Source organism: Clostridium sp. OS1-26 (genome assembly GCF_030915445.1).
Taxonomy (GTDB): Bacteria; Bacillota; Clostridia; order Clostridiales; family Clostridiaceae; genus Clostridium_AM.
The window spans coordinates 3833166-3851895 of record NZ_CP133264.1; the positions used below are offsets into that span (position 1 = coordinate 3833166).

At 33.7% G+C, this 18730-nt stretch carries 20 protein-coding genes and 3 pseudogenes; 18 read left to right on the plus strand and 5 right to left on the minus strand.

All coding sequences use genetic code 11. The features are described from left to right. From RCG18_RS18850 to RCG18_RS18865, 4 genes are all read left to right on the plus strand, one after another. Positions 1-894: a BadF/BadG/BcrA/BcrD ATPase family protein gene (locus RCG18_RS18850; RefSeq protein ID WP_308037570.1), complete on the plus strand. Its 894-nt coding sequence runs from the start codon at positions 1-3 to the stop codon at positions 892-894. Positions 895-897: 3 nt separating this feature from the next. Continuing rightward, the gene (locus RCG18_RS18855) at positions 898-1992 is read left to right on the plus strand and encodes a DUF871 domain-containing protein (RefSeq protein WP_308037571.1); all 1095 of its coding nucleotides are present in this window, start codon (positions 898-900) and stop codon (positions 1990-1992) included. 1041 nt (positions 1993-3033) lie between these two features. After that, positions 3034-3441 carry a (deoxy)nucleoside triphosphate pyrophosphohydrolase gene (locus tag RCG18_RS18860; RefSeq protein ID WP_374118936.1) on the plus strand — a complete coding sequence of 136 codons (408 nt, stop codon included), beginning with the start codon at positions 3034-3036 and terminating at the stop codon, positions 3439-3441. 304 nt (positions 3442-3745) lie between these two features. After that, positions 3746-4123 carry an HIT family protein gene (locus tag RCG18_RS18865; RefSeq protein WP_308037573.1) on the plus strand — a complete coding sequence of 126 codons (378 nt, stop codon included), beginning with the start codon at positions 3746-3748 and terminating at the stop codon, positions 4121-4123. Between the two features lie 62 nt (positions 4124-4185). Here the strand turns inward: RCG18_RS18865 and RCG18_RS18870 are convergent, their stop codons facing one another. Continuing rightward, positions 4186-4803: an ankyrin repeat domain-containing protein gene (locus tag RCG18_RS18870; RefSeq protein ID WP_308037574.1), complete on the minus strand. Its 618-nt coding sequence runs from the start codon at positions 4801-4803 to the stop codon at positions 4186-4188. Positions 4804-5148: 345 nt separating this feature from the next. Between RCG18_RS18870 and RCG18_RS18875 the strand changes: the two genes are divergently transcribed. From RCG18_RS18875 to RCG18_RS18890, 4 genes and pseudogenes are all read left to right on the plus strand, one after another. Next, positions 5149-5373 (plus strand): hypothetical protein, encoded by a 225-nt coding sequence (locus RCG18_RS18875; protein WP_308042060.1) that lies wholly within the window; start codon positions 5149-5151, stop codon positions 5371-5373. A 56-nt stretch (positions 5374-5429) separates the two neighbouring features. Next, positions 5430-6308 (plus strand): aldose 1-epimerase family protein, encoded by an 879-nt coding sequence (locus RCG18_RS18880; protein ID WP_308037575.1) that lies wholly within the window; start codon positions 5430-5432, stop codon positions 6306-6308. A gap of 3 nt (positions 6309-6311) precedes the next feature. Next, a pseudogene (locus RCG18_RS18885) lies at positions 6312-6507 on the plus strand (HIT family protein); the annotation flags it as partial. Positions 6508-6709: 202 nt separating this feature from the next. After that, entirely contained in the window at positions 6710-6892 is a 183-nt protein-coding gene (locus tag RCG18_RS18890; protein WP_308037576.1) for a hypothetical protein, read from the plus strand. A 55-nt stretch (positions 6893-6947) separates the two neighbouring features. On the opposite strand, the gene RCG18_RS18895 is transcribed toward RCG18_RS18890, so the two are convergent. The 4 genes and pseudogenes from RCG18_RS18895 to RCG18_RS18910 all read right to left on the minus strand — a co-directional run bounded on the left by RCG18_RS18895 (position 6948) and on the right by RCG18_RS18910 (position 8729). Next, on the minus strand, positions 6948-7139 hold the full coding sequence (locus tag RCG18_RS18895; RefSeq protein ID WP_308037577.1) for a hypothetical protein: 192 nt from the start codon (positions 7137-7139) through the stop codon (positions 6948-6950). A gap of 30 nt (positions 7140-7169) precedes the next feature. Further along, positions 7170-7367: pseudogene (locus tag RCG18_RS18900) on the minus strand (IS1595 family transposase); the annotation flags it as partial. Positions 7368-7556: 189 nt separating this feature from the next. Continuing rightward, entirely contained in the window at positions 7557-8303 is a 747-nt protein-coding gene (locus RCG18_RS18905) for an EFR1 family ferrodoxin (RefSeq protein WP_308037578.1), read from the minus strand. Positions 8304-8351: 48 nt separating this feature from the next. Beyond that, complete coding sequence (locus RCG18_RS18910; protein WP_308037579.1) at positions 8352-8729, minus strand: metalloregulator ArsR/SmtB family transcription factor; 378 nt, start codon at positions 8727-8729, stop codon at positions 8352-8354. 341 nt (positions 8730-9070) lie between these two features. On the opposite strand from RCG18_RS18910, the gene RCG18_RS18915 reads away from it, so the two are divergent. From RCG18_RS18915 to RCG18_RS18960, 10 genes and pseudogenes are all read left to right on the plus strand, one after another. Next, on the plus strand, positions 9071-11575 hold the full coding sequence (locus RCG18_RS18915; protein WP_308037580.1) for a DEAD/DEAH box helicase family protein: 2505 nt from the start codon (positions 9071-9073) through the stop codon (positions 11573-11575). A gap of 24 nt (positions 11576-11599) precedes the next feature. After that, positions 11600-11915, plus strand: a pseudogene (locus RCG18_RS18920) (phosphoribosyl-ATP pyrophosphohydrolase). 5 nt (positions 11916-11920) lie between these two features. Beyond that, positions 11921-12256, plus strand: a complete 336-nt coding sequence (locus RCG18_RS18925) for a hypothetical protein (protein ID WP_308037581.1) — start codon at positions 11921-11923, stop codon at positions 12254-12256. A gap of 70 nt (positions 12257-12326) precedes the next feature. After that, a complete protein-coding gene (locus RCG18_RS18930; protein ID WP_308037583.1) occupies positions 12327-13340 on the plus strand; it encodes a hypothetical protein in 1014 nt (337 codons plus the stop codon). After that, positions 13330-14784 (plus strand): AAA family ATPase, encoded by a 1455-nt coding sequence (locus RCG18_RS18935; protein ID WP_308037585.1) that lies wholly within the window; start codon positions 13330-13332, stop codon positions 14782-14784. The genes RCG18_RS18930 and RCG18_RS18935 overlap by 11 nt, the downstream gene beginning before the upstream one ends. A gap of 15 nt (positions 14785-14799) precedes the next feature. Then, positions 14800-15480: a hypothetical protein gene (locus tag RCG18_RS18940; RefSeq protein ID WP_308037586.1), complete on the plus strand. Its 681-nt coding sequence runs from the start codon at positions 14800-14802 to the stop codon at positions 15478-15480. After that, a complete protein-coding gene (locus tag RCG18_RS18945) occupies positions 15473-15883 on the plus strand; it encodes a DUF6508 domain-containing protein (RefSeq protein ID WP_308037587.1) in 411 nt (136 codons plus the stop codon). The genes RCG18_RS18940 and RCG18_RS18945 overlap by 8 nt, the downstream gene beginning before the upstream one ends. 14 nt (positions 15884-15897) lie before the next feature. Further along, positions 15898-16878, plus strand: a complete 981-nt coding sequence (locus RCG18_RS18950; protein ID WP_308037588.1) for a PD-(D/E)XK nuclease family protein — start codon at positions 15898-15900, stop codon at positions 16876-16878. Positions 16879-16889: 11 nt separating this feature from the next. Further along, complete coding sequence (locus RCG18_RS18955; RefSeq protein WP_308037589.1) at positions 16890-17684, plus strand: hypothetical protein; 795 nt, start codon at positions 16890-16892, stop codon at positions 17682-17684. Between the two features lie 20 nt (positions 17685-17704). Beyond that, on the plus strand, positions 17705-18538 hold the full coding sequence (locus RCG18_RS18960; RefSeq protein ID WP_308037590.1) for a hypothetical protein: 834 nt from the start codon (positions 17705-17707) through the stop codon (positions 18536-18538). Positions 18539-18730: the final 192 nt, after the last annotated feature.

Sequence of the window (18730 nt, forward strand, 5' to 3'; positions counted from 1 at the left end):
ATGAGATATATAATAGGTGTAGATGGAGGAGGAACTAAAACAGAAGCTATAGCCTATAATATGGAGGGTAAAGAAATATGTAGGGCAGTCACAGGATATGGAAGTTTAATAATAGATAAAAAGACAGCTGTAAATAATATTATTCAAGCTATAGAAATCTGTGTGAACACATTAAAAGAAAATGAACTCATAGGAATTTATTTAGGACTTGCTGGTATAGAGGCTGGAGAAAATAAAAAAATAGTAGAGAAGGCAGTAAAAAGTAAATTTAATACACATGTAGAGATTTACAATGACGCAGAACTAGCTTTTTATGCATTACTAAAAGGAGAAGAAGGAATTTTAGCTATTTCAGGCACTGGCTCTATAGCTTTAGGAATTTCAAAAGGTAAAAAGATAACCTCTGGAGGCTGGGGGCATCTTTTAGGCGATGAGGGAAGCGGATATAATATAGCTATAAATGCCTATAAAAGGATGATATACGAAGAAGAATTAGGCCTTGAAAAAAGCAAGCTGACAAAGACCTTATTAAAAGAGTTATCGATACAAAGTGTACAAGATATAAAAGGGATAGTTTATTATTCTACTAAAGATGAAATTGCCTCTATTATTCCAACCATAGTAAAATTAGCAGAAGAACAAGAGGAAAATGCATTGAGAATTCTTAAAGAAGCAGGAATGGAAATAGCTTTAATGGTACACAGGCTATGGAAAAAACTTAAGCTTCAGGGAACCATTAAAGTTGCCTTAAAGGGAAGCATTATAACAAAAATTAAGTTTGTAAGGGAAGCTTTTAATGCTCATTTATTAACCCTTATTGAAAGTGTAGAAATTATAGATGAGGATGTGTCTTCCTGTAAGGGCGCTTATTATTTAGCTGGGAGGAGACGATAGAATATGAAAAGATTAGGTATTTCAGTTTATCCAATGCATGCAAGCTTGGAAGACAACCTTAAATATATAGAATTGGCAAGCAAGTATGGCTTTAAAAGGATATTTACCTGCCTTTTGTCTGTAGAGGGAGATAAGGAAAATATACTTAAGGAGTTTAAAGAAACTATAGCCTTTGCAAATACAAAGGGTATGGAAGTTATTGCAGATGTAAGTCCTAGAATTTTCGAAGAGCTTAATATAAGTTATGATAATTTAAGTTTTTTTAAAGAAATAGGAGCTTATGGTATAAGATTAGATATGGGATTTTCAGGTTTGGAAGAATCTATGATGACTTATAACCCTGAGGGATTATTTATAGAATTGAATATGAGTAATGGTACAAGATATATAGAAAACATAATGAGCTACAAGCCTAATATAGAAAAAATTCTAGGGTGTCATAATTTTTACCCACATAGATACAGCGGTTTAAGCTATGAACATTTCATAAAATGCAGCAAGCAATTTAAAGATTTAGGTATAAGAACTGCAGCCTTTATATCATCTCAAGCAGCAAATTTTGGTCCATGGCCTGTAAATGAAGGCTTATGTACCTTAGAAAAACATAGAGAAATGAATATAGTAACACAGGCAAAGCATTTATTTGCTATAGATCTTATTGATGATGTTATCATAGCTAATGCTTTTGCCTCAGAAGAAGAGCTTAAAGCTTTAAGTGAAATAAATAAAGATATGCTGACAATGAAGGTAGAGCTTTCAGAAGGAATTCCAGAGGTAGAAAGAAAAATTGTATTAGAGGAGCTTCATTTCAATAGAGGAGACCTTTCGGAATATCTTATAAGATCAACTCAAAGCAGAGTTAAGTATAAAGGTCATAAATTTATACCTTTTAATACACCAGATATAAAAAGAGGAGACATTTTGATAGACACATCCTTATATGGACATTATGCAGGGGAACTACAGATAGCTTTAAAGGATATGAAAAATTCCGGGAAAACCAATGTGGTAGGCAGAATTGTAAAAGAAGAGGAGTTCCTTATTGATTATATAGACGGATGGCAGAAATTCAAATTTGAATTGGATTATGTTAAGTAGTTATGAAAAGTTAGCTTGATTAATCATACAATTTCTTCAAATTATATTAATTTAGAAATTACGCTTTGGATATCCTAATATATGAACTTGCAGATAGAACTGCAAGTTTAATTTTTTATTCTAACATGGAATTATATACGTCAGAAGGAAAGTTGCTTATATCTTTTGAGTTAAATAAAAGCTGCTGTTTTGATTATAGATATAGAGAAACATCTTAGAACTTTAACTTAGATTTGGTATCCTTACATGAATTTATTACGTATTTTGATAATTTTATTCAAAATATACATAATTTGCTTGATTTGTATTATACAATATGTTAACCTTTCAAAGGGGGGTGACAGCAATGTACGAATTGATAAAATACGGTTCTCTTATAATATGTGTGATAGCAATAGTATTTTGTATATATCAAATCGCAACAGGAAAAGCTAAGTTTCAACAAAAGAAAAAATAAAAAACTTCCTTATACAAAATAGAGGGTAGATTTTACCCTGCCCTTTTCCCAATAAAATATACATACCAAACTCTTCATATCTTGTATTTTGTAGAGTATCTAGTTATTTCGTTTTTAGGCTGCATGCGCCTTTTTAGTTGCTCTTTCATTTATTGATAATCCAATAATCTTTTGTTCACATAAATCCATGATTCCAGCTTAGATTTATTTTAATAATATCAAAAAGACATTTCTCATTTTTATATAAATTGTATCTAACGGCTTTACATTTTGATAAAAGAGTAAAAACACGCTATAATATGTACATATCACACTAATTTTGTAATATTGTTTAACATTTTATGAAGCTGGACAAGTATATAAGGTTTGGGAGAGATAATTTATGAGTATGTTTACTTTTATAGCTTCTGATATTCAGCTACCAGAAGTTGATCTTATGAGAATAGGCTCACATCAAATGTGTATTTGTATTACGGAATAATTGAATTTTAAATTAATTTTTTATTTAATATGTACATATTAAGAATGAGTAAACTAACAATATGAGGTGATATATTAAGTATTGATTAGTGTAAGAAAATGGAGTGATTATTTTGAAAGACGTAGTAGCTGGGATTGTTGTTAAGGAAGGTAAAATATTAATTGCCAAAAGAGCTGAAGGACAAAAGATGGAAGGCAAGTGGGAGTTTCCAGGAGGAAAGATTGAAGAGGGTGAAACACCAGAGAAAGCATTGATAAGAGAATTTAAGGAAGAATTAAATGCAGATATAGAGGTAGGAGGCTTTTTCTGTGAAAGCATTTATAAATATGAATTCGGAGCAATAAGATTATTAGCCTATAAATGCAAATGCAATGATAAGGCTTTTAAATTAAGTGTACATAGCGAAATAAGCTGGGTGGAACCTGAAGGTATTTTGGAATATGATCTTGCACCAGCGGATATTCCTATTGGAGAGAAGATAAGAAATCATTTGATAGGGAAAGGAATATAGATATCCAACTTGGGTGTTTGACTTATTAGCGGTATTCATAGGGGTGCCTCTTCTGTACTGTTAATAATTTTAGTTATCTCTAGAGCTTGCTGCTAAGAACCTCAACAATCTTAAATAAACTCGCTGTGCTCAAACAGTATTTAAGATTGTAGATGTTCTAAAGCAGCTTCGCCAAGAGCTAACATAAAATCATTAAATGTACTGCCAGATGTACCCCTATGAATACCTTGATTAAGTCAATTATCGAAGTTGGATATCTATATAGATGTGTTTTTTATAATATTAAGGTAAGAGGAGGAGTAAGATGTCAGATTGTATATTTTGTAACTACAACAAATCAGAAATAATAGTAGAGAATAAACTTGCCTTCGCTATAATGGATAAATTTCCTGTAAATGAAGGCCATGCATTAATAATACCAAAAAGGCATTTCCCATTTTTATTTGAAGCTTCAGAGGAAGAAATAAAAGCTATATATAGTCTTATGCATGAAGTTAAGGAGATGCTAGATATTCAGTATGAACCAGCAGGATACAACGTAGGAGTTAATGTAGGTTACTATGCTGGACAGACAATAAAGCATTTGCATGTTCATTTAATTCCAAGATATAAGGGTGATGTAGAAAACCCTAGAGGTGGAGTTAGAAATTTAAAACAAGCCTTAGTTGAATATGATGGATAAATAAATTGAACCTCTTTATGTTTGGTTTCACTACAAAACCAAACACAAAGAGGTTTATTTATTTACGCGTATTTTTTCATAATAGCTTTGATATTTTCATTCTGACAAGCTTCTAAAGGAGTTAGTCCTAAGGAATTTTTTGAATTAATATCGAAGCCAAGACTTATAAGGGCTTTTAAAAACTCTTCAAAATTTTCGTCAGGACAGCCGATATAATCATCATGAAGAAGTGTGTTTTTATATTTGTCTCTTATATTTATATCAGCTCCATATTTTACAAGAAGATTCAGAAGCTCTACAGAATAGCTAAAGGTGCAGTAAAATATAGGAGTCTTACCGGATATGTTGAGTCCATTAACTTCCACTCCTTTTTCTAATAGCATAGCTATTACGTCCATGCGAGGTTTACTCCGTGCACAAAGCCTATGAAGAGGAGTTTCTGAGAGATTGCCATGATGGCTGTTAATATCGGCACCGTTATTTATTAGGATTTCAATTACTTCAAAATAATTATTTTCACAATTATCAATAGCGAAAAAAAGCATCTTCTCAAGCTCTGAATTATAATTTAAATCTTTAGCGTCTTTAAAATAATCTCTTACTTCATTAAGGTTTCCTTCTTGAATGAATGTATAAATTGATTTAGGTTTTGAAGAAAATATATTACCAAATATTTTCATGCTAGTTCCCTCCGGTTAATTACACATTTTATCATACTGAAATAGTAAATACTTAAAGCATTTATGCAAAGTTTTTACATTATAAATGGGTTTTATCTATTTATAATAATATCCTATACCAGCACCTATGACTAGTGTTAAAACAATGATTATAATGAAATTTTAGATTGAAAGCTAATTAAGATTACCTACGCTTATTAGCACCCTCGGGGGACGTAAACAAATTGTTAATAATTTGTTTTGCTATAGTTTCAATTCAACATGTTTATCATTCAACATTACCATTCTTTTTTCTTATTTTCAATGGATACGAAAAAAGCCGCAGCAAATTCTCCGTATATCATCATGTTCTCACAGTTTGCTAGCTTACTGGAAACACTTATTGGCGGTACCATTCCATCAGTAAGTGTGATGATTTTGGCATTGATGGTAGCTGCGGGCATTGTCGGTGGAATGATAGGCGGCCGAATCGATAAGAAAATTTCTGACCATGTTGTGGATCGATTGTTTATAGGATTGATGTGTGTTGGAATTAATATTTATAATATGATAAAATTTATAATATTGTAGTCAAAAGTATTTTGCTGTAATTATTAACAATAGGCATTTAAGAGAGGAGAAAAAGTATGAATTACAGTTTAGAAAACGATCTTTTAGAAATTACTTTATGTGATGATGGCGCAGAACTCTATAATATTAAAGGGAGAAAAGAAGACATCGAATTCTTATGGAATGGTAATAAGGAATATTGGAAATACCATGCTCCTGCTTTGTTTCCCATAGTAGGTAAGGTGGTTAATAATAAATATATTGTAGATGGAATTACTTACTCACTCCCTCAACATGGACTTGCAAGAGTATCAAAATTTAGAAAAACAGCTCACTCTGAATCAAGTATAATCTTTAAGTTAGATTATTCTGAAGATACTCTAAAAGTATATCCATTCAAATTTTCTTTTGAAATAAAGTATACTTTAGATAATGATTCAATAATTACTGAGTATAAAGTTATAAATATAGATACTAAAAATATACTATTTTCAGTAGGAGCACATCCTGGTTTTATGTGCCCTATATTCTCTAATGAAAGCTTTGATGATTATTATTTTGAATTTAACGAAAGAGAAACAGCTTCAATTATGAAACTTTCTCACCTAGGATATTTTACTCATAATGAAATTCCTTACTTAAATAACGAAAATATAATATCTCTATCAAAAGAAGTATTCAAAGATGATGCTTTAGTTTTTCATAATCTAAACTCACATATAATATCTCTAAAATCCAAGAATCATAATAAATTCATAGAATTTGATTTTACTAATTTTCCATATTTAGCTTTATGGTCAAAACAAACAGGTGCACCATTCGTATGTATAGAACCGTGGTTTGGTCATGCTGATTTTGAGGATTTCAATGGTGAATTAAAGGATAAAGCAGGTATAATTTCACTTGAAGAAAATAATGCTTTTACTTGTTCATATAGAGTGAAAATACATCAGTAAGCATTAGATGTTCAGTATGAACCAGAAGGGTATAACTTAGTAGTTAATGTAGGTCATTATGCTGGACAGACAATAGCATTTGCATGTCCATTTAATTCCAAGATATAAGGGTGATTTAGAAAATCCTAAAGATGGAGTTAGGATTTTAAAAAGGGCTCTAGTTGAGTATTATGGGGAAAATAAAAGACTTTGCTTCTGATGAAGAGTTATTTATGCAACTTTACAATTTTACTAAGGATTAAATATTATAATTGTTAAAAAAGTGATGATAGTGAGATCGTCACTTTTTTTATGCATTTCATTGAAATGCCTTTACTTTTGATAAAAAAGTAAAAATAAGTTACAATGATGGATGTATAAGGAATATTATAAAAGCCTGCAGTAGGTAGGAGGCATCAACTATGATAAAAAATGGAGTTTATGAACAGGTTATATATGAAGATCTTAAAAATAAACTAAAGGAATTAGATTTAGATAAATATATCTTAGAAAAAGAAACTATAGATGTAGAAGAAGCGAAAACTATACTGACAAGCTATATATCCTCTGTAGTTAAAAAGTGTTTAAGATTTATAAGATTATAAAAATTAACGGGTGAATATTATTCACTCGTTAAAACGTTTTACAAGAAAAATGCATTTATATTATTCCGTTTCGATGTAGGCAATACCAAATATTAATTACTAATGCGATACATGTGACTACTATAATTCCAACTGCTATAGGCAATGTTATTTTCTGAGAACGTTTACCAATTATATAAAATATAATCGCATCATTTAACGTAACAACTAATACACTTCTAATAATAAGTTCTTTTAAAATATTCATAGTAGCAACTCCTTTTTATAAAATATCATTTTTATGTCTCCAAAAGAAACTTGTTGCAATATTAATATCTACAATTTCAGCACTCTTTCTAATAGAATATCCTGCAATCATACATTTAGCATATTTAAGCCATCTTTCCAATGGTTTCTTACTCTTGTAAGTAGCGGAGTTTGTGAAGTCAGTAAAAGTCTTATTACAAGATTTACAGATATATCGTTGTTTTCCTTCGAGTCTTTTATATGGCTCAATTATAGCATTTCTACATAATTCTATCAATTTTCAACACTTATTTAAAACATAGCCTTTCTTTAAAAAGAAAAAATGGTGGTAAGTACAGACCAATAATATAAATGCAATGGGTATTTTTATATTATCAATTTGGATGATATAAAAATACCTTTTTTATTTTAAATGCAGTTATTCCTTATTGTAATACCTCGGTTTACCCTTTGATTTATTCTTATATTCGATGGCTTCACTTGGACATCCACAGATACAGGCCATACAATGAGTACAGCTTTGACCCCAATGTGGCTTTCTATCAGCAATCGCTATATTGTTCAAGGGGCACAACTTTGCGCATTTCCCACAGCTGGTGCAGTCATTGGTAGAATAGAAGCCTTTAGCACTGACGGAGGTCAAATAGAACAGGGGATTTACTATGGTGCTTCTTAATCTGTCTACGGGCGTGATTTTTTCATCCGGAAGAGATTGACCGTTTTTGATGCGTTCCGCTATGTTAAGGATTTGCGGATCGGCTTTTCTCATAATTTCATCTGCTTTGGCTTTGTCAGGGGTAGGGAACATGACAATATAGTTTCCTGGCATAATTACCGTGGAAAATCCGCAAAAATCAAGGCCCTTTTCGTTACAGAGTTTCTTTACATAATGCACTGCATTGCCTGCTTCGGAGCCGCAGGTCAAAACAAAATACGCTTTATTGCTTCCAGAAAAGTGAGTATTCTTGATAAAATCTTCAACTATTTTAGGTATCCTCCATGCATAAACTGGACAGACAAATATAAAGGGTTTATCGGATTTGAGTGTATCTTTGCTTCCGTTTTTCATAAGCTCATTGATTGAAACGATTTGGTCGTCTGTTATCCGCCCTATTGTATTTGCCGCATAGCGACTGTTACCTGTTCCGGTGAAATATAAAATCATTTTCTTTCTCCTTCCATATATCCAGATTTATAATATCTCTTTTTCCTCTTAGTCTGTTTCTGTTCTGTTATAAGTTTTTTTGTTTTCATCAGACATATGATTGATGACTTCATTGACATGCTGCATGAAAAGCAGGATTTTACCCCATTGCGTTTCACTGGCACTCATAAAGTAGTAATTCATTGTACCTTCACGACGCATACTAATGATATTTGCATCTTTCAGTATCTGTAAATGATGGGACACTGCAGGTCTTGAAAGATGAGTCTTTTTTGTAATTTCTCCGACCCGGATGCCCTGACAATCGCTTTCCAGCAAAGCAATGATAATTTGCTGTCTTGTTTCATCTCCAATTGCAGTAAATGCTTTCTGACAGTCTTTGAATTCTTTTGCCAAATGAAGCATGTGTACTTTACATTCACTCATACAAATCTTATCCTTTCGTTCGGTCAATGGTTTAATCTTTTGAACCATTGTACCATATTTACTTGAAAAAGGTTCAATGGTAAAGAAAATCGAGACGATAAAATTCTATTAAGCTTCTGATATAACGTAAGACTCTGATTTTTAGACATATATATGAAAATTACTATGGAAGCAGTTGAACTGTTTAGTAAGGTCTTAAATAGGTAAAGTAGTATTATTGTAGATAGAGTTGTAGTGCTTTATTTTTGATAAAAAGGTAAAAATAAGTTATAATATGGATATATGGCTCTAAATTGGTAGTTTTATTTGGTGAAATATCCTACCTTAGAAAAGGTGAAATTATGATAAAAGATATAGAAGCAAAGAAGGATTATATAGCTGTAGATTCGATAGCAGCTAAAGAAATAGAAAATTATAATTGCATTACAGGTAATACTAATTATTTATTGCCCAAGCTTAAGGAATCATTTAAAAAGGCTGTAAGTATCGATATAATAGTAGCATTTTTAATGGAGTCGGGAGTAAAGCTTTTAAAAGAAGAGCTTAAAGAGGTAGTAAATAAAAATACACCTATAAGAATACTTACAGGAAACTATTTAAACATAACTCAACCTCAAGCTTTATATATGCTTAAAGATATCATGGGAGATAAGGTTGATTTAAGATTTTATAATGTTCCTAATAAATTCTTTCATCCAAAGGCATATATATTTGAGTATGAAAAGGGTGGAGAATTATATGTAGGTTCTTCTAATATATCGAGGTCTGCCTTAACCAGCGGAATCGAGTGGAATTATAGATTAGATAAAGATAAGAATATAGAGGATTATAACAACTTTAAAAATACCTTTGAGGATTTATTTTTAAATCATTCAACAATAATAGATGAAGAAGAAATGAAAAAGTATTCGGAAAGCTGGATAAAACCGAAAGTATATAAGCATATAGATAGAGAAGATGAGATTAATAACGATTGTGAAAGTGATTTATTGAAGAAAGATAATATAATAGAACTTTATGAGCCGCGTGGAGCTCAGATAGAAGTCTTATATGAATTAAAGAAAAAAAGAGAAGAAGGTTATGACAAAGGATTGGTAGTAGCGGCAACAGGTGTGGGAAAGACCTATTTAGCTGCCTTTGATTCAAGAGAATATAACAGAATTCTTTTTGTAGCTCATAGAGAAGAAATAATAAATCAAGCATCAGTTTCCTTTAAAAATGTAAGGCCGGATAAATCTATAGGCTTTTTTTATGGGGATAACAAAGATAATACCAGTGACTTTATATTCGCTACCGTTCAAACCCTTGGAAAGCCTGAGTATTTAAGTGATGAATATTTTACAAGAGAGGCTTTCGATTATATTGTAATAGATGAATTCCATCATGCTGCAGCAGGAAACTATAAAAACATAATAGAGTATTTTAAGCCTAAATTTATGTTAGGCTTAACAGCTACGCCAGAAAGGTTAGACAATAAGGATGTATTTGCATTGTGTGATAACAATGTAGCCTATGAGGTTAGGTTAAAATCTGCTATCAATAGAGGAATGTTAGTACCTTTCAGATATTATGGAATATATGATGAACTTGTTAACTATGAAGCTATAGATTATAAGAACGGTAAGTACGATGACAAGCAGCTGGAAGAAGCTTTAATGATAAATAAAAGAGCGGATTTAATAATTGCACATTATAGCAAATATAGAAGTGAAAGAGCTCTAGGATTTTGCTCTTCAAGAAAACATGCAGAGTATATGGCTGAATACTTTTGTAATAAAGGCATAAAAGCCTGTGCCGTAGTCAGTGATGGAAGTTCTTCCTGTCATATGGATAGAGGAGAAGCAGTAAATAAACTAAGTAAGGGTGATATAAAGGTAATATTTTCAGTGGATATGTTTAATGAAGGTTTAGATATTCCTTCAGTAGATCTTGTAATGTTTTTAAGACCAACGCAATCACCAACGGTATTTCTGCAACAGCTGGGAAGAGGTCTGCGCAAGTATAAGGGAAAGAACTATTTAAATGTACTTGATTTTATAGGCAATTATAAAAAAGCAAATCTTGTACCTTTATTTCTTACTGGTGAAGCAAAGATCACTGAAGGGTCTAGGGCAATACCAAATGAAGAAGAATATCCTGAGGATTGTTTTGTAGATTTTGATTTTAGGCTTGTAGATATATTTAAGAAAATGGAGCAGCAGGGAAAGAAGCTTCAGGACATAGTAAGAGAGGAGTATTATAGAATAAAGGTAGAGTTAGGACACAGACCTACAAGAGTAGAGTTAATTACTTATATTGAGAATGATATATATTTTAGAATTAAAAATATAGCAGACAAGAATCCTTTTAGAAACTACTTAGGATTTTTAAAAGAAATAGAAGAACTGCAGGAAGAGGAGAATGCTCTTATAGGTACAAAAGCAGAGGAATTTATAAATATGATAGAAAAAACTTCAATGTCTAAAACCTATAAGATGCCTGTGCTTTTAGCTTTCTATAATGAGGGAAATTTAAAAATAAGAATAAATGAAGAGGATATCTACAACAGCTTTAAAAACTTTTATAATAAAGGTTCCAATGCCGTAGATTTGTTGAATCAAAAGTCTACAGAAGGTTTTAAAGAATGGAGAAAGAAACAGTGGTATAAGCTGGCGAAGGATAATCCGCTGAAGTTTTTAGCTAAGACTGAAAATGAGTTTTTCTATTTTGATAAAGATGAGTACTGCTTGAATGAAGCTTTAGAAGAATTCAACAACAATGAAGCTTTTATGAGAAACTTTAAGGATGCAGTGGACTTGAGAATAAGAGAGTATTATAAAAACAGAGTAGAAAATAAGAAAAAATAAAATATGCAAAGGAAGAGGAGTAAGATGAAAGTTTATAATAAATTAGTGCGTGATAAAATACCACAGGTAATAGAGACTGCTGGTAAGAAGTTTGATATAAGAAAAGCGGATAAGGAAGAGCATTATAAGTTATTGGAAGTGAAGCTAGAGGAAGAGGTTAAGGAATTCTTAGAGGATAAGAATTTAGAGGAATTGGCCGATATTATGGAAGTGTTGTTTGGATTGGCTGAGAATATGGGGTATAGTGAGGAAGAAGCTTTTGAATAAGAGGCTGGAGAAAAAAGAGGAACGTGGGGGGTTTGGAGAAGGTATTGTATTGGAGAAGGTTTGGGAGGAATAAAATTCATGAGTACGTTCAATTTTATAGCGTCAGTTACTCAACAGCCAGAAGTTGACTTAACAAATGTAAAAAGAATGACGGTTAAAGAATTGAAAAAGTTAAATCCACAAGCAAGAAGTCCTGTACCTTCAGATAAACTTTATGAAAATTTAGAAGTACTTTATTGCGAATCAGAAGAAGATATGAAGGGGTTAACAGTAAGCTTTTGTAATAACCCAACATATAACTTAGACTATCATATAAAGAAAAAAATGATAGAGATTGCAGCTGCAGTAGGTGCTACCTATGAACAAGCTTTTGTGTTGAAAAATGGAGAGAGAATTCAGATTAAAAGCGAATAAACGGTAGTGTTGATATATGAATAAACTTAAAAAGTGTGCGTTGTACGATGGAGAAAGGAGGGAGAAATTCATGTCAAAAAGTAGGCGAGCAAACGCTGTCATGTTTGGTTTTGATTTTCAGGTAAATGCAGCAGTCGTACTTATGCTTGAAAATATTGAGGACTTAAAATCACTGCGTCTAGAGGGTAACTATGAGGATATAGAGTTGGAATTAGAGAATGGACAATATATTTTAGCGCAGGCAAAAGCAGTTGAACAAAGTAGTTCAGATTTCAGAAACGTTCGGAAAAACCTTGAGAAATCGCTTATTTCCTTATCTGAAGGCAACCAAAAGGTTAATGCCCAACAGCTCATATTAATTACTAATTCACCTAATCCTTTAAATGAAGATGCTTCAATGAGCGTATTTTTAGGAGCTGCACACCGTGACTTTTCGTCATTGCCTGCGTCTTCACAGAAATTGATAGAGGGTTACCTGAATGGAATGAGCCAGCCACTGGATTTAGCTAAATTCATGATTCAAGTGTTGCCGTTTGAAACTGATAATGACTTTGAGCGATATAAAATTGTTAAGCAAGTAGTAGATGATTTCATTGGCGATTTAAATTTAAATATTCCTGGGTTTGGAAAGAAACTTCTAAATATTTGGCACGAAGAAGTTTTCAAAAATGGTACAAAGAAGAATGCATCTATTCAGCTGAAGAAAAAAGATGTAGTTTGGCCTATAATAGTTATTGCTACTGATGTTGAACGTTGTGATGACTCTTTTGCAGAGATATTTGATTCGAGTGCTTACGATGAAATTGTTCACCAATATAAGGATACAATAGAATCTTGTTGCGAACGCTGCGAATTTTTCATTAAAGTCCTCTGCGACTACAACGGATACCAAACCAATAAGAAACCTGCTGAGAAGTGTATGGATTTTGCCATAAATAAATGGCCTGATTATCTTTCGGAATTTGAACTTGATACTATTGATGAAGAAACTAAGAAGGGACTAATCCAGATTATTCTTTACAATATTGTACGGAATCGAATTGCAATTGATAAAATCAAAAGGGGGCGAAACTGTGATTTTTAAATCTATCCGACTCAAAGAGGGATTTATTGAACGTAAAATTTTATTTACAGAGGGTGTCAATTTAATTCACAGTATAAAAAACAGTCGTGGAAAAACTACCCTTCTGCGCTTTATGTTATATGCTCTTGGATATAACATTCCCAATACCAAAAAAATTAAGTTCAATAACTGTGAAGTAGAGTTAGTGATTGACTGTGAAACAAGTGGAATAATATCTTTGCTACGTTGCAGTGATATTGCAATCGAAGTAACTATGGGTTCTGAAAAGCAAACCTTTGTGCTACCGGAACAGCAAAATGAATTGCATAAAATTGTTTTTGGAACAGAAAATGCTGATATTTTAAGAAATCTGCTTGGGGCTTTTTATGTTGACCAAGAAAAAGGTTGGACGCTGCTTAATCGTGGTGTTGTAATTGGAAGTATTCACTTTAATATTGAAGAATTAATTCGTGGACTTTCTGGGCGTGATTGTTCAGAATTAATTCAAAAGGAAGCACGATTATCAAGGGAACTGACAAAATACCGTCAGATGTTTAGCATTGCACAATATAAGGAGACGTTGGAGGCAGGGGAACTTGTCACGGATAGCTATGAAGAAGAATCAGATATTGCTATTAACCAACTCATTTTGCACCAAAAGAGGTTAAAGGCTGAACTGCGTAGAATTGACAGTACCATGGCTAATAATAAACGCTTTAAACAGTTTGTTGCTGATATGAAATTGCTTGTTCAGTCACCTGACGGATCAACTTTTCCAGTAACGGAAAATAACATCGTTGGACTAAATGATGCAATAGATTTATTGATTGCAAAGAGAAAAATGGTTTCTGCTGAATTTGCTACTGTTACCGGTCAACTTGAGCGGCTTGAAAAAGAAAAGGATAGTGAATATGAACAGTTGGTGTTTTATAAGTCTGCTAGTCTGTTGGAAGTGTTTGATAAAAGAATTGCAAAAATGCCAATGAATCCTATTGCTATTAAGCAGGAAATGAATCGCTTAGAGAAGGAACTTAAATCTATTAGAAGCGATATCAGTAACGTGACCAAAAGTAACAATAGTGTTGTTTCATCTATTTCTAAAGACATAGTTAAATATGCAACGGAGCTTGGTTTAGGTGATAAGGATTCAATACCCATAACGTACCTTTTTACATCTAATCTTAAAGAACTTTCAGGTGCGGTTCTACACAAAACTGCTTTTGCGTTCAGACTCGCATACATAATTGCAATTGAAAATGCTCTTAAAATCAAATTACCAATTGTCCTTGATTCACCGAGCGGAAAAGAAGTAGACCAAGCCAATGTTAAACTCATGATGGAAATTCTAAAAAGAGATTTTGCTGATCATCAGATTATTATAGCATCAATCTTTAATTATGATTTTGATGAAGTGAATATTATAGAAATTAAAGAACATTTGATTGAGGAGTGCGAGATTGAGTAAAGGAGGCGGCCTAATATGATGATTAGCCCTAAAGTATACTATGAAGAGTATCTCAAAGGAAAAACTAAAGAACAGATTATGACCGCTATGCGTGGGCTTAAGCAAGAAATAGGTCGTCTTAAAAATACAATGGAAAGCCTGGACTATGGCGTAGGGCCAATTATGCATCCGAGCGAAGATACGCGCATTCACTGGACTCGTGAATACTTGGAAAGAGCTAAGCTAGCTTACGCTGAAGTTGGTGGAACTTATACCTTATCGAAGTCAGAAGAAAAGTTTGCTGACTTTGATGCAAATATAGATGCCATCTGCAAGATTACATTTAGCATTGGCGGGTTCTTTGGTGGCTACCGCAGTTATGTTGTAGAACTATCAGATGGATTGAAAGCCTATACAAAATTATGGGAAGATGAAGAACCGCTCTTATTGTTTGATGATGATAACAAGGAGCCCTTCACAAAGGATACTTTTATAGCCGCACTTAAGGATCTTCACATCGGTGAATGGCGCAGACGATATTCAACTAAGCGCTTCGGATATACGGTGTGTGATGGTACACAGTGGGAGCTAGAATTTGAGTATAACAATGGCCATAAACCAGTAAGATTTGATGGTGATAACTCATACCCGTATAACTTCGATAAGTTCAAGATGTTATTTGGCATTGACGATGCTGAGGAGGATGAGGATGAGTAAATTTGATATTTTGACAAAATACATACCTATTATCCAGTCGGATAGCGTTGGTGAATGGGTTATTGATAAAGAAAACGATGGAACGCCGGATCATCCGATACAGATGCCTTTTGTGGGGTATTCCGAAATGGTGCTTAACTTCATCAACGATGTTTACACCTTTGAAGAAAGAAATACAGATAAGGAGCTTACCCGCTATGGAGATATTCTTAAAGATAACGGCCTTGAATGGGGTACGGAATCTATGAAGAATGCTGACGTTTCAAATTTGAGTGCACAGTGTGTGCTTGCACTTATTATGTGTGTTGTTAGAGCTGAGCGCTTTTGCGATGGAGCACTAATAGATTTCTTTAAGAGTGGCTTCATATTGAAGTGGCTTGAAAGATTAAACAGTATTGAGTAAAGGGGAGGTTGAAATTGGATATAAACAAAATGAAAGCTCTATCGTATGATGAGCTACGTGCCTTATATAGGAACTTCCTACATAGCCAGAACATTTCAAAATTAACAATCAATACTGCTTATGTGGACACCTTCTACCTCTGGAGGAAAGGGAGCAAAGACCTGTTTTGGAATGCGGTGACTGCTACTGATTTTGAGAATGCGGCAAAAGAAGCATTAATTAAGGCTCTTTCTGAGAACTCGACCGGTAATGTTAAATCACTTGTTAATAGTTACTTGTCTCATCTAAGAAGGTTCCGTTTATTCTTAGCTTCTGATGGAACTGTCGAGCCATCAACGCTAAGGCAGGAGAATACTGTTAATCGTACATATACTCGTAAGAAGAAAATGGATGTTGATGTTCCAGATCCATCAATTGAGCAGGTTGAGTTTTATCTTGCAAAGTGGGATGGCCTTGAGAACTACCACCTGCAGGAGGATGCACTTAATAAACTGTTCTTTGAGCTATGCCCGAAGAATACAGACATTATCGATGTTCTTTTGAAGGCATCAACGCTTAACGATTTTTATAGTACGAACATTTTCTCAATCTATCCAGTAGCTAAGCACATATGCGCTCTGGGTATTGATGCGAGACTTAAAGCTGGTGATGTTACCCTGGTTGGTGATATCCAGCACATAACTATCGGTGATACAGAAAAGAACTTTTACTCTTTTGCCTCAAAGTATTGTAGCCATCACAATCCGCTCGATTATCCGATTTATGATAGCTACGTCGATGAGGTACTTCGCTATTTTAGAAATCGTGATGGTTTCTCAGATTTCCAAGATGGTGATTTGAAGGACTATGTAAAATTCAAAGGCATACTGATTGATTTCCGTGCCTTCTATGGCTTTGATAAATATAACCTGAAGCAAATCGACCAGTATGTCTGGCTGCTTGGGAAGGATTACTTCCCGAAGAAATACGGAAAGAAAAAACAAGGAGATAAGTAGGAGGGAGCGTTTTGACAAACAAAGAAAAGAATCAGGTAGTGTATCGTTTGGCCTACAACTATCTTCTTGACATTTTACCAAATCAATTAGATTCTGATGATCTACATAAATATTTTATTGGCGATAGACGAGATTTCAGTTCGTTAGCTGATGTATTCGAACAACTAATTCAATCTGCACAGAATTATCAGCGTATGCCAAATGTAATAAAGTTTACAGAACGAAAAGAAAAGATTAAGACCATCTTATGTGAATATGACTTTACTGAAATTGCTACATATAACATTGAGGATTTGTATCGGATATTCAGAAAAGAATTCAACGTTACCAGTGAGGATAGCAACCGCAATAGTTGGCATAAATGGAGTAAGTCAATAATTGATGCAGCAAAATTTATGTGTGATTTTGAAAACATAAAAGATTTCAAAACCTTTGTAAATCAGTTTGACTACAATCTGCCTACAAGAATGGCTCTGCCGTTGCTTATTTCTACAAAAATCAGTGGCATTGGATTCACATTGGCTTGCGATTGCTTAAAAGAGTTAGGGTATGTCAACTACCCTAAGCCCGATGTGCATTTAATAGATGTGTTTAGCGGGTTAGGATTGTCGGAAGAAAATCCAATTTCAGTTTTTGAAGCCATTGTTAGAATGTCAGATGACTGTAAGGCAATAGATGAATCCATCACGCCATATAAAATCGACAAAATAATTTGGCTGATTTGTTCCGGTAGATTCTATCAGGACGAGATAACGATTGGGCGGCACAAAGATGATTTTATAATGATGGCTGTTCAACATTTATAGTTTAAATAAGGAGGTCAACTATGGGCCAGCGTAGACAAAGTGGAGATTTATATAGACCTGTTTATAAAGAAGGAACTCATCTTGCACCATCCAAGGATACAGAAGGGGCAGTTCGAGGTTCGCTTTTGGATAACGAGACAAATCAGATTGCAGGCCAAGCTGAGTGGGTTAAAGTCGATGAAAGCGAATATGGATATGATGAGCACTATGACTACCAAGAACCCCGACGGGAGAAAGAATTATCTCCTGAAGCACAGGAACTTGCACAGTTGGTAGGTGAGGCTATCGCTGCTGGCACCATATGGGTGTTGAGCGAAGTTGTCGCCCCTCGTGTAAAATTCTGGTGGCAAGAAAAGGCTGCACCAGCAATAAGAGAGAAGTGGGACGATGTCAAGAGCAAGAAGAAGTTTAAGAAGACCAGAAAAGTAAGGCCTGTACAAAGTAGCGAAATTGCTGCTACTAGCAAAACTGTTTCGGGAATGGTTTCACAAGAACTTGATGAGGCGTATGAAAAGTATGCGCACGATATGACTAGCGAAGAAGCACAACGTGAACTTATGGATATATTTATTCTGTCGGTTATGCTCACTGCTAAAATACGAAAGTTATCTAATGCTCGTATAATAAAGAACGGCGGCGCACATGGAGAATATATTGAAGGACAAGAAATAATACAAAAACTCTCTGCGCCTGAATATGTAGCCAGCATTAATCAGATACTGGAAAACAATCCATTGTTGCTGGAAGAAAAATCAGCTACTCTGTCAGAAATATTAGGGCGTAGCATTGTTTTAAATGGTCAGTATGTACCTATTGAAAGCACCCAGATCAGAGAAAAACTGATGGTTTTATAAATCAAATTTATGGAGGAGCAATCTATGGCCGAGACACAGGCAAAATACATCATCTTGTTCCACAAACATGATGGTGTTTTATCAGATGGGCTGCGGCAGTTTTTAAATAGAAAACATTACTGGAAAGGCGGCAAAAAATAACAGCGCCGTGCTTCGTGGACATGTTCCCGCGCACGAGTAATTCTTGTGGAC

Excerpts from the sequence above, each read along its gene's own strand:
- RCG18_RS18850 (WP_308037570.1), top strand. The coding sequence starts at position 1 with ATGAGATATATAATAGGTGTAGATGGAGGAGGAACTAAAACAGAAGCT.
- RCG18_RS18855 (WP_308037571.1), top strand. The coding sequence starts at position 898 with ATGAAAAGATTAGGTATTTCAGTTTATCCAATGCATGCAAGCTTGGAA.
- RCG18_RS18865 (WP_308037573.1), top strand. The coding sequence starts at position 3,746 with ATGTCAGATTGTATATTTTGTAACTACAACAAATCAGAAATAATAGTA.
- RCG18_RS18870 (WP_308037574.1), bottom strand. The coding sequence starts at position 4,803 with ATGAAAATATTTGGTAATATATTTTCTTCAAAACCTAAATCAATTTAT.
- RCG18_RS18875 (WP_308042060.1), top strand. The coding sequence starts at position 5,149 with ATGTTCTCACAGTTTGCTAGCTTACTGGAAACACTTATTGGCGGTACC.
- RCG18_RS18880 (WP_308037575.1), top strand. The coding sequence starts at position 5,430 with ATGAATTACAGTTTAGAAAACGATCTTTTAGAAATTACTTTATGTGAT.
- RCG18_RS18890 (WP_308037576.1), top strand. The coding sequence starts at position 6,710 with ATGATAAAAAATGGAGTTTATGAACAGGTTATATATGAAGATCTTAAA.
- RCG18_RS18895 (WP_308037577.1), bottom strand. The coding sequence starts at position 7,139 with ATGAATATTTTAAAAGAACTTATTATTAGAAGTGTATTAGTTGTTACG.
- RCG18_RS18905 (WP_308037578.1), bottom strand. The coding sequence starts at position 8,303 with ATGATTTTATATTTCACCGGAACAGGTAACAGTCGCTATGCGGCAAAT.
- RCG18_RS18910 (WP_308037579.1), bottom strand. The coding sequence starts at position 8,729 with ATGAGTGAATGTAAAGTACACATGCTTCATTTGGCAAAAGAATTCAAA.
- RCG18_RS18915 (WP_308037580.1), top strand. The coding sequence starts at position 9,071 with ATGATAAAAGATATAGAAGCAAAGAAGGATTATATAGCTGTAGATTCG.
- RCG18_RS18925 (WP_308037581.1), top strand. The coding sequence starts at position 11,921 with ATGAGTACGTTCAATTTTATAGCGTCAGTTACTCAACAGCCAGAAGTT.
- RCG18_RS18930 (WP_308037583.1), top strand. The coding sequence starts at position 12,327 with ATGTCAAAAAGTAGGCGAGCAAACGCTGTCATGTTTGGTTTTGATTTT.
- RCG18_RS18940 (WP_308037586.1), top strand. The coding sequence starts at position 14,800 with ATGATGATTAGCCCTAAAGTATACTATGAAGAGTATCTCAAAGGAAAA.
- RCG18_RS18945 (WP_308037587.1), top strand. The coding sequence starts at position 15,473 with ATGAGTAAATTTGATATTTTGACAAAATACATACCTATTATCCAGTCG.
- RCG18_RS18960 (WP_308037590.1), top strand. The coding sequence starts at position 17,705 with ATGGGCCAGCGTAGACAAAGTGGAGATTTATATAGACCTGTTTATAAA.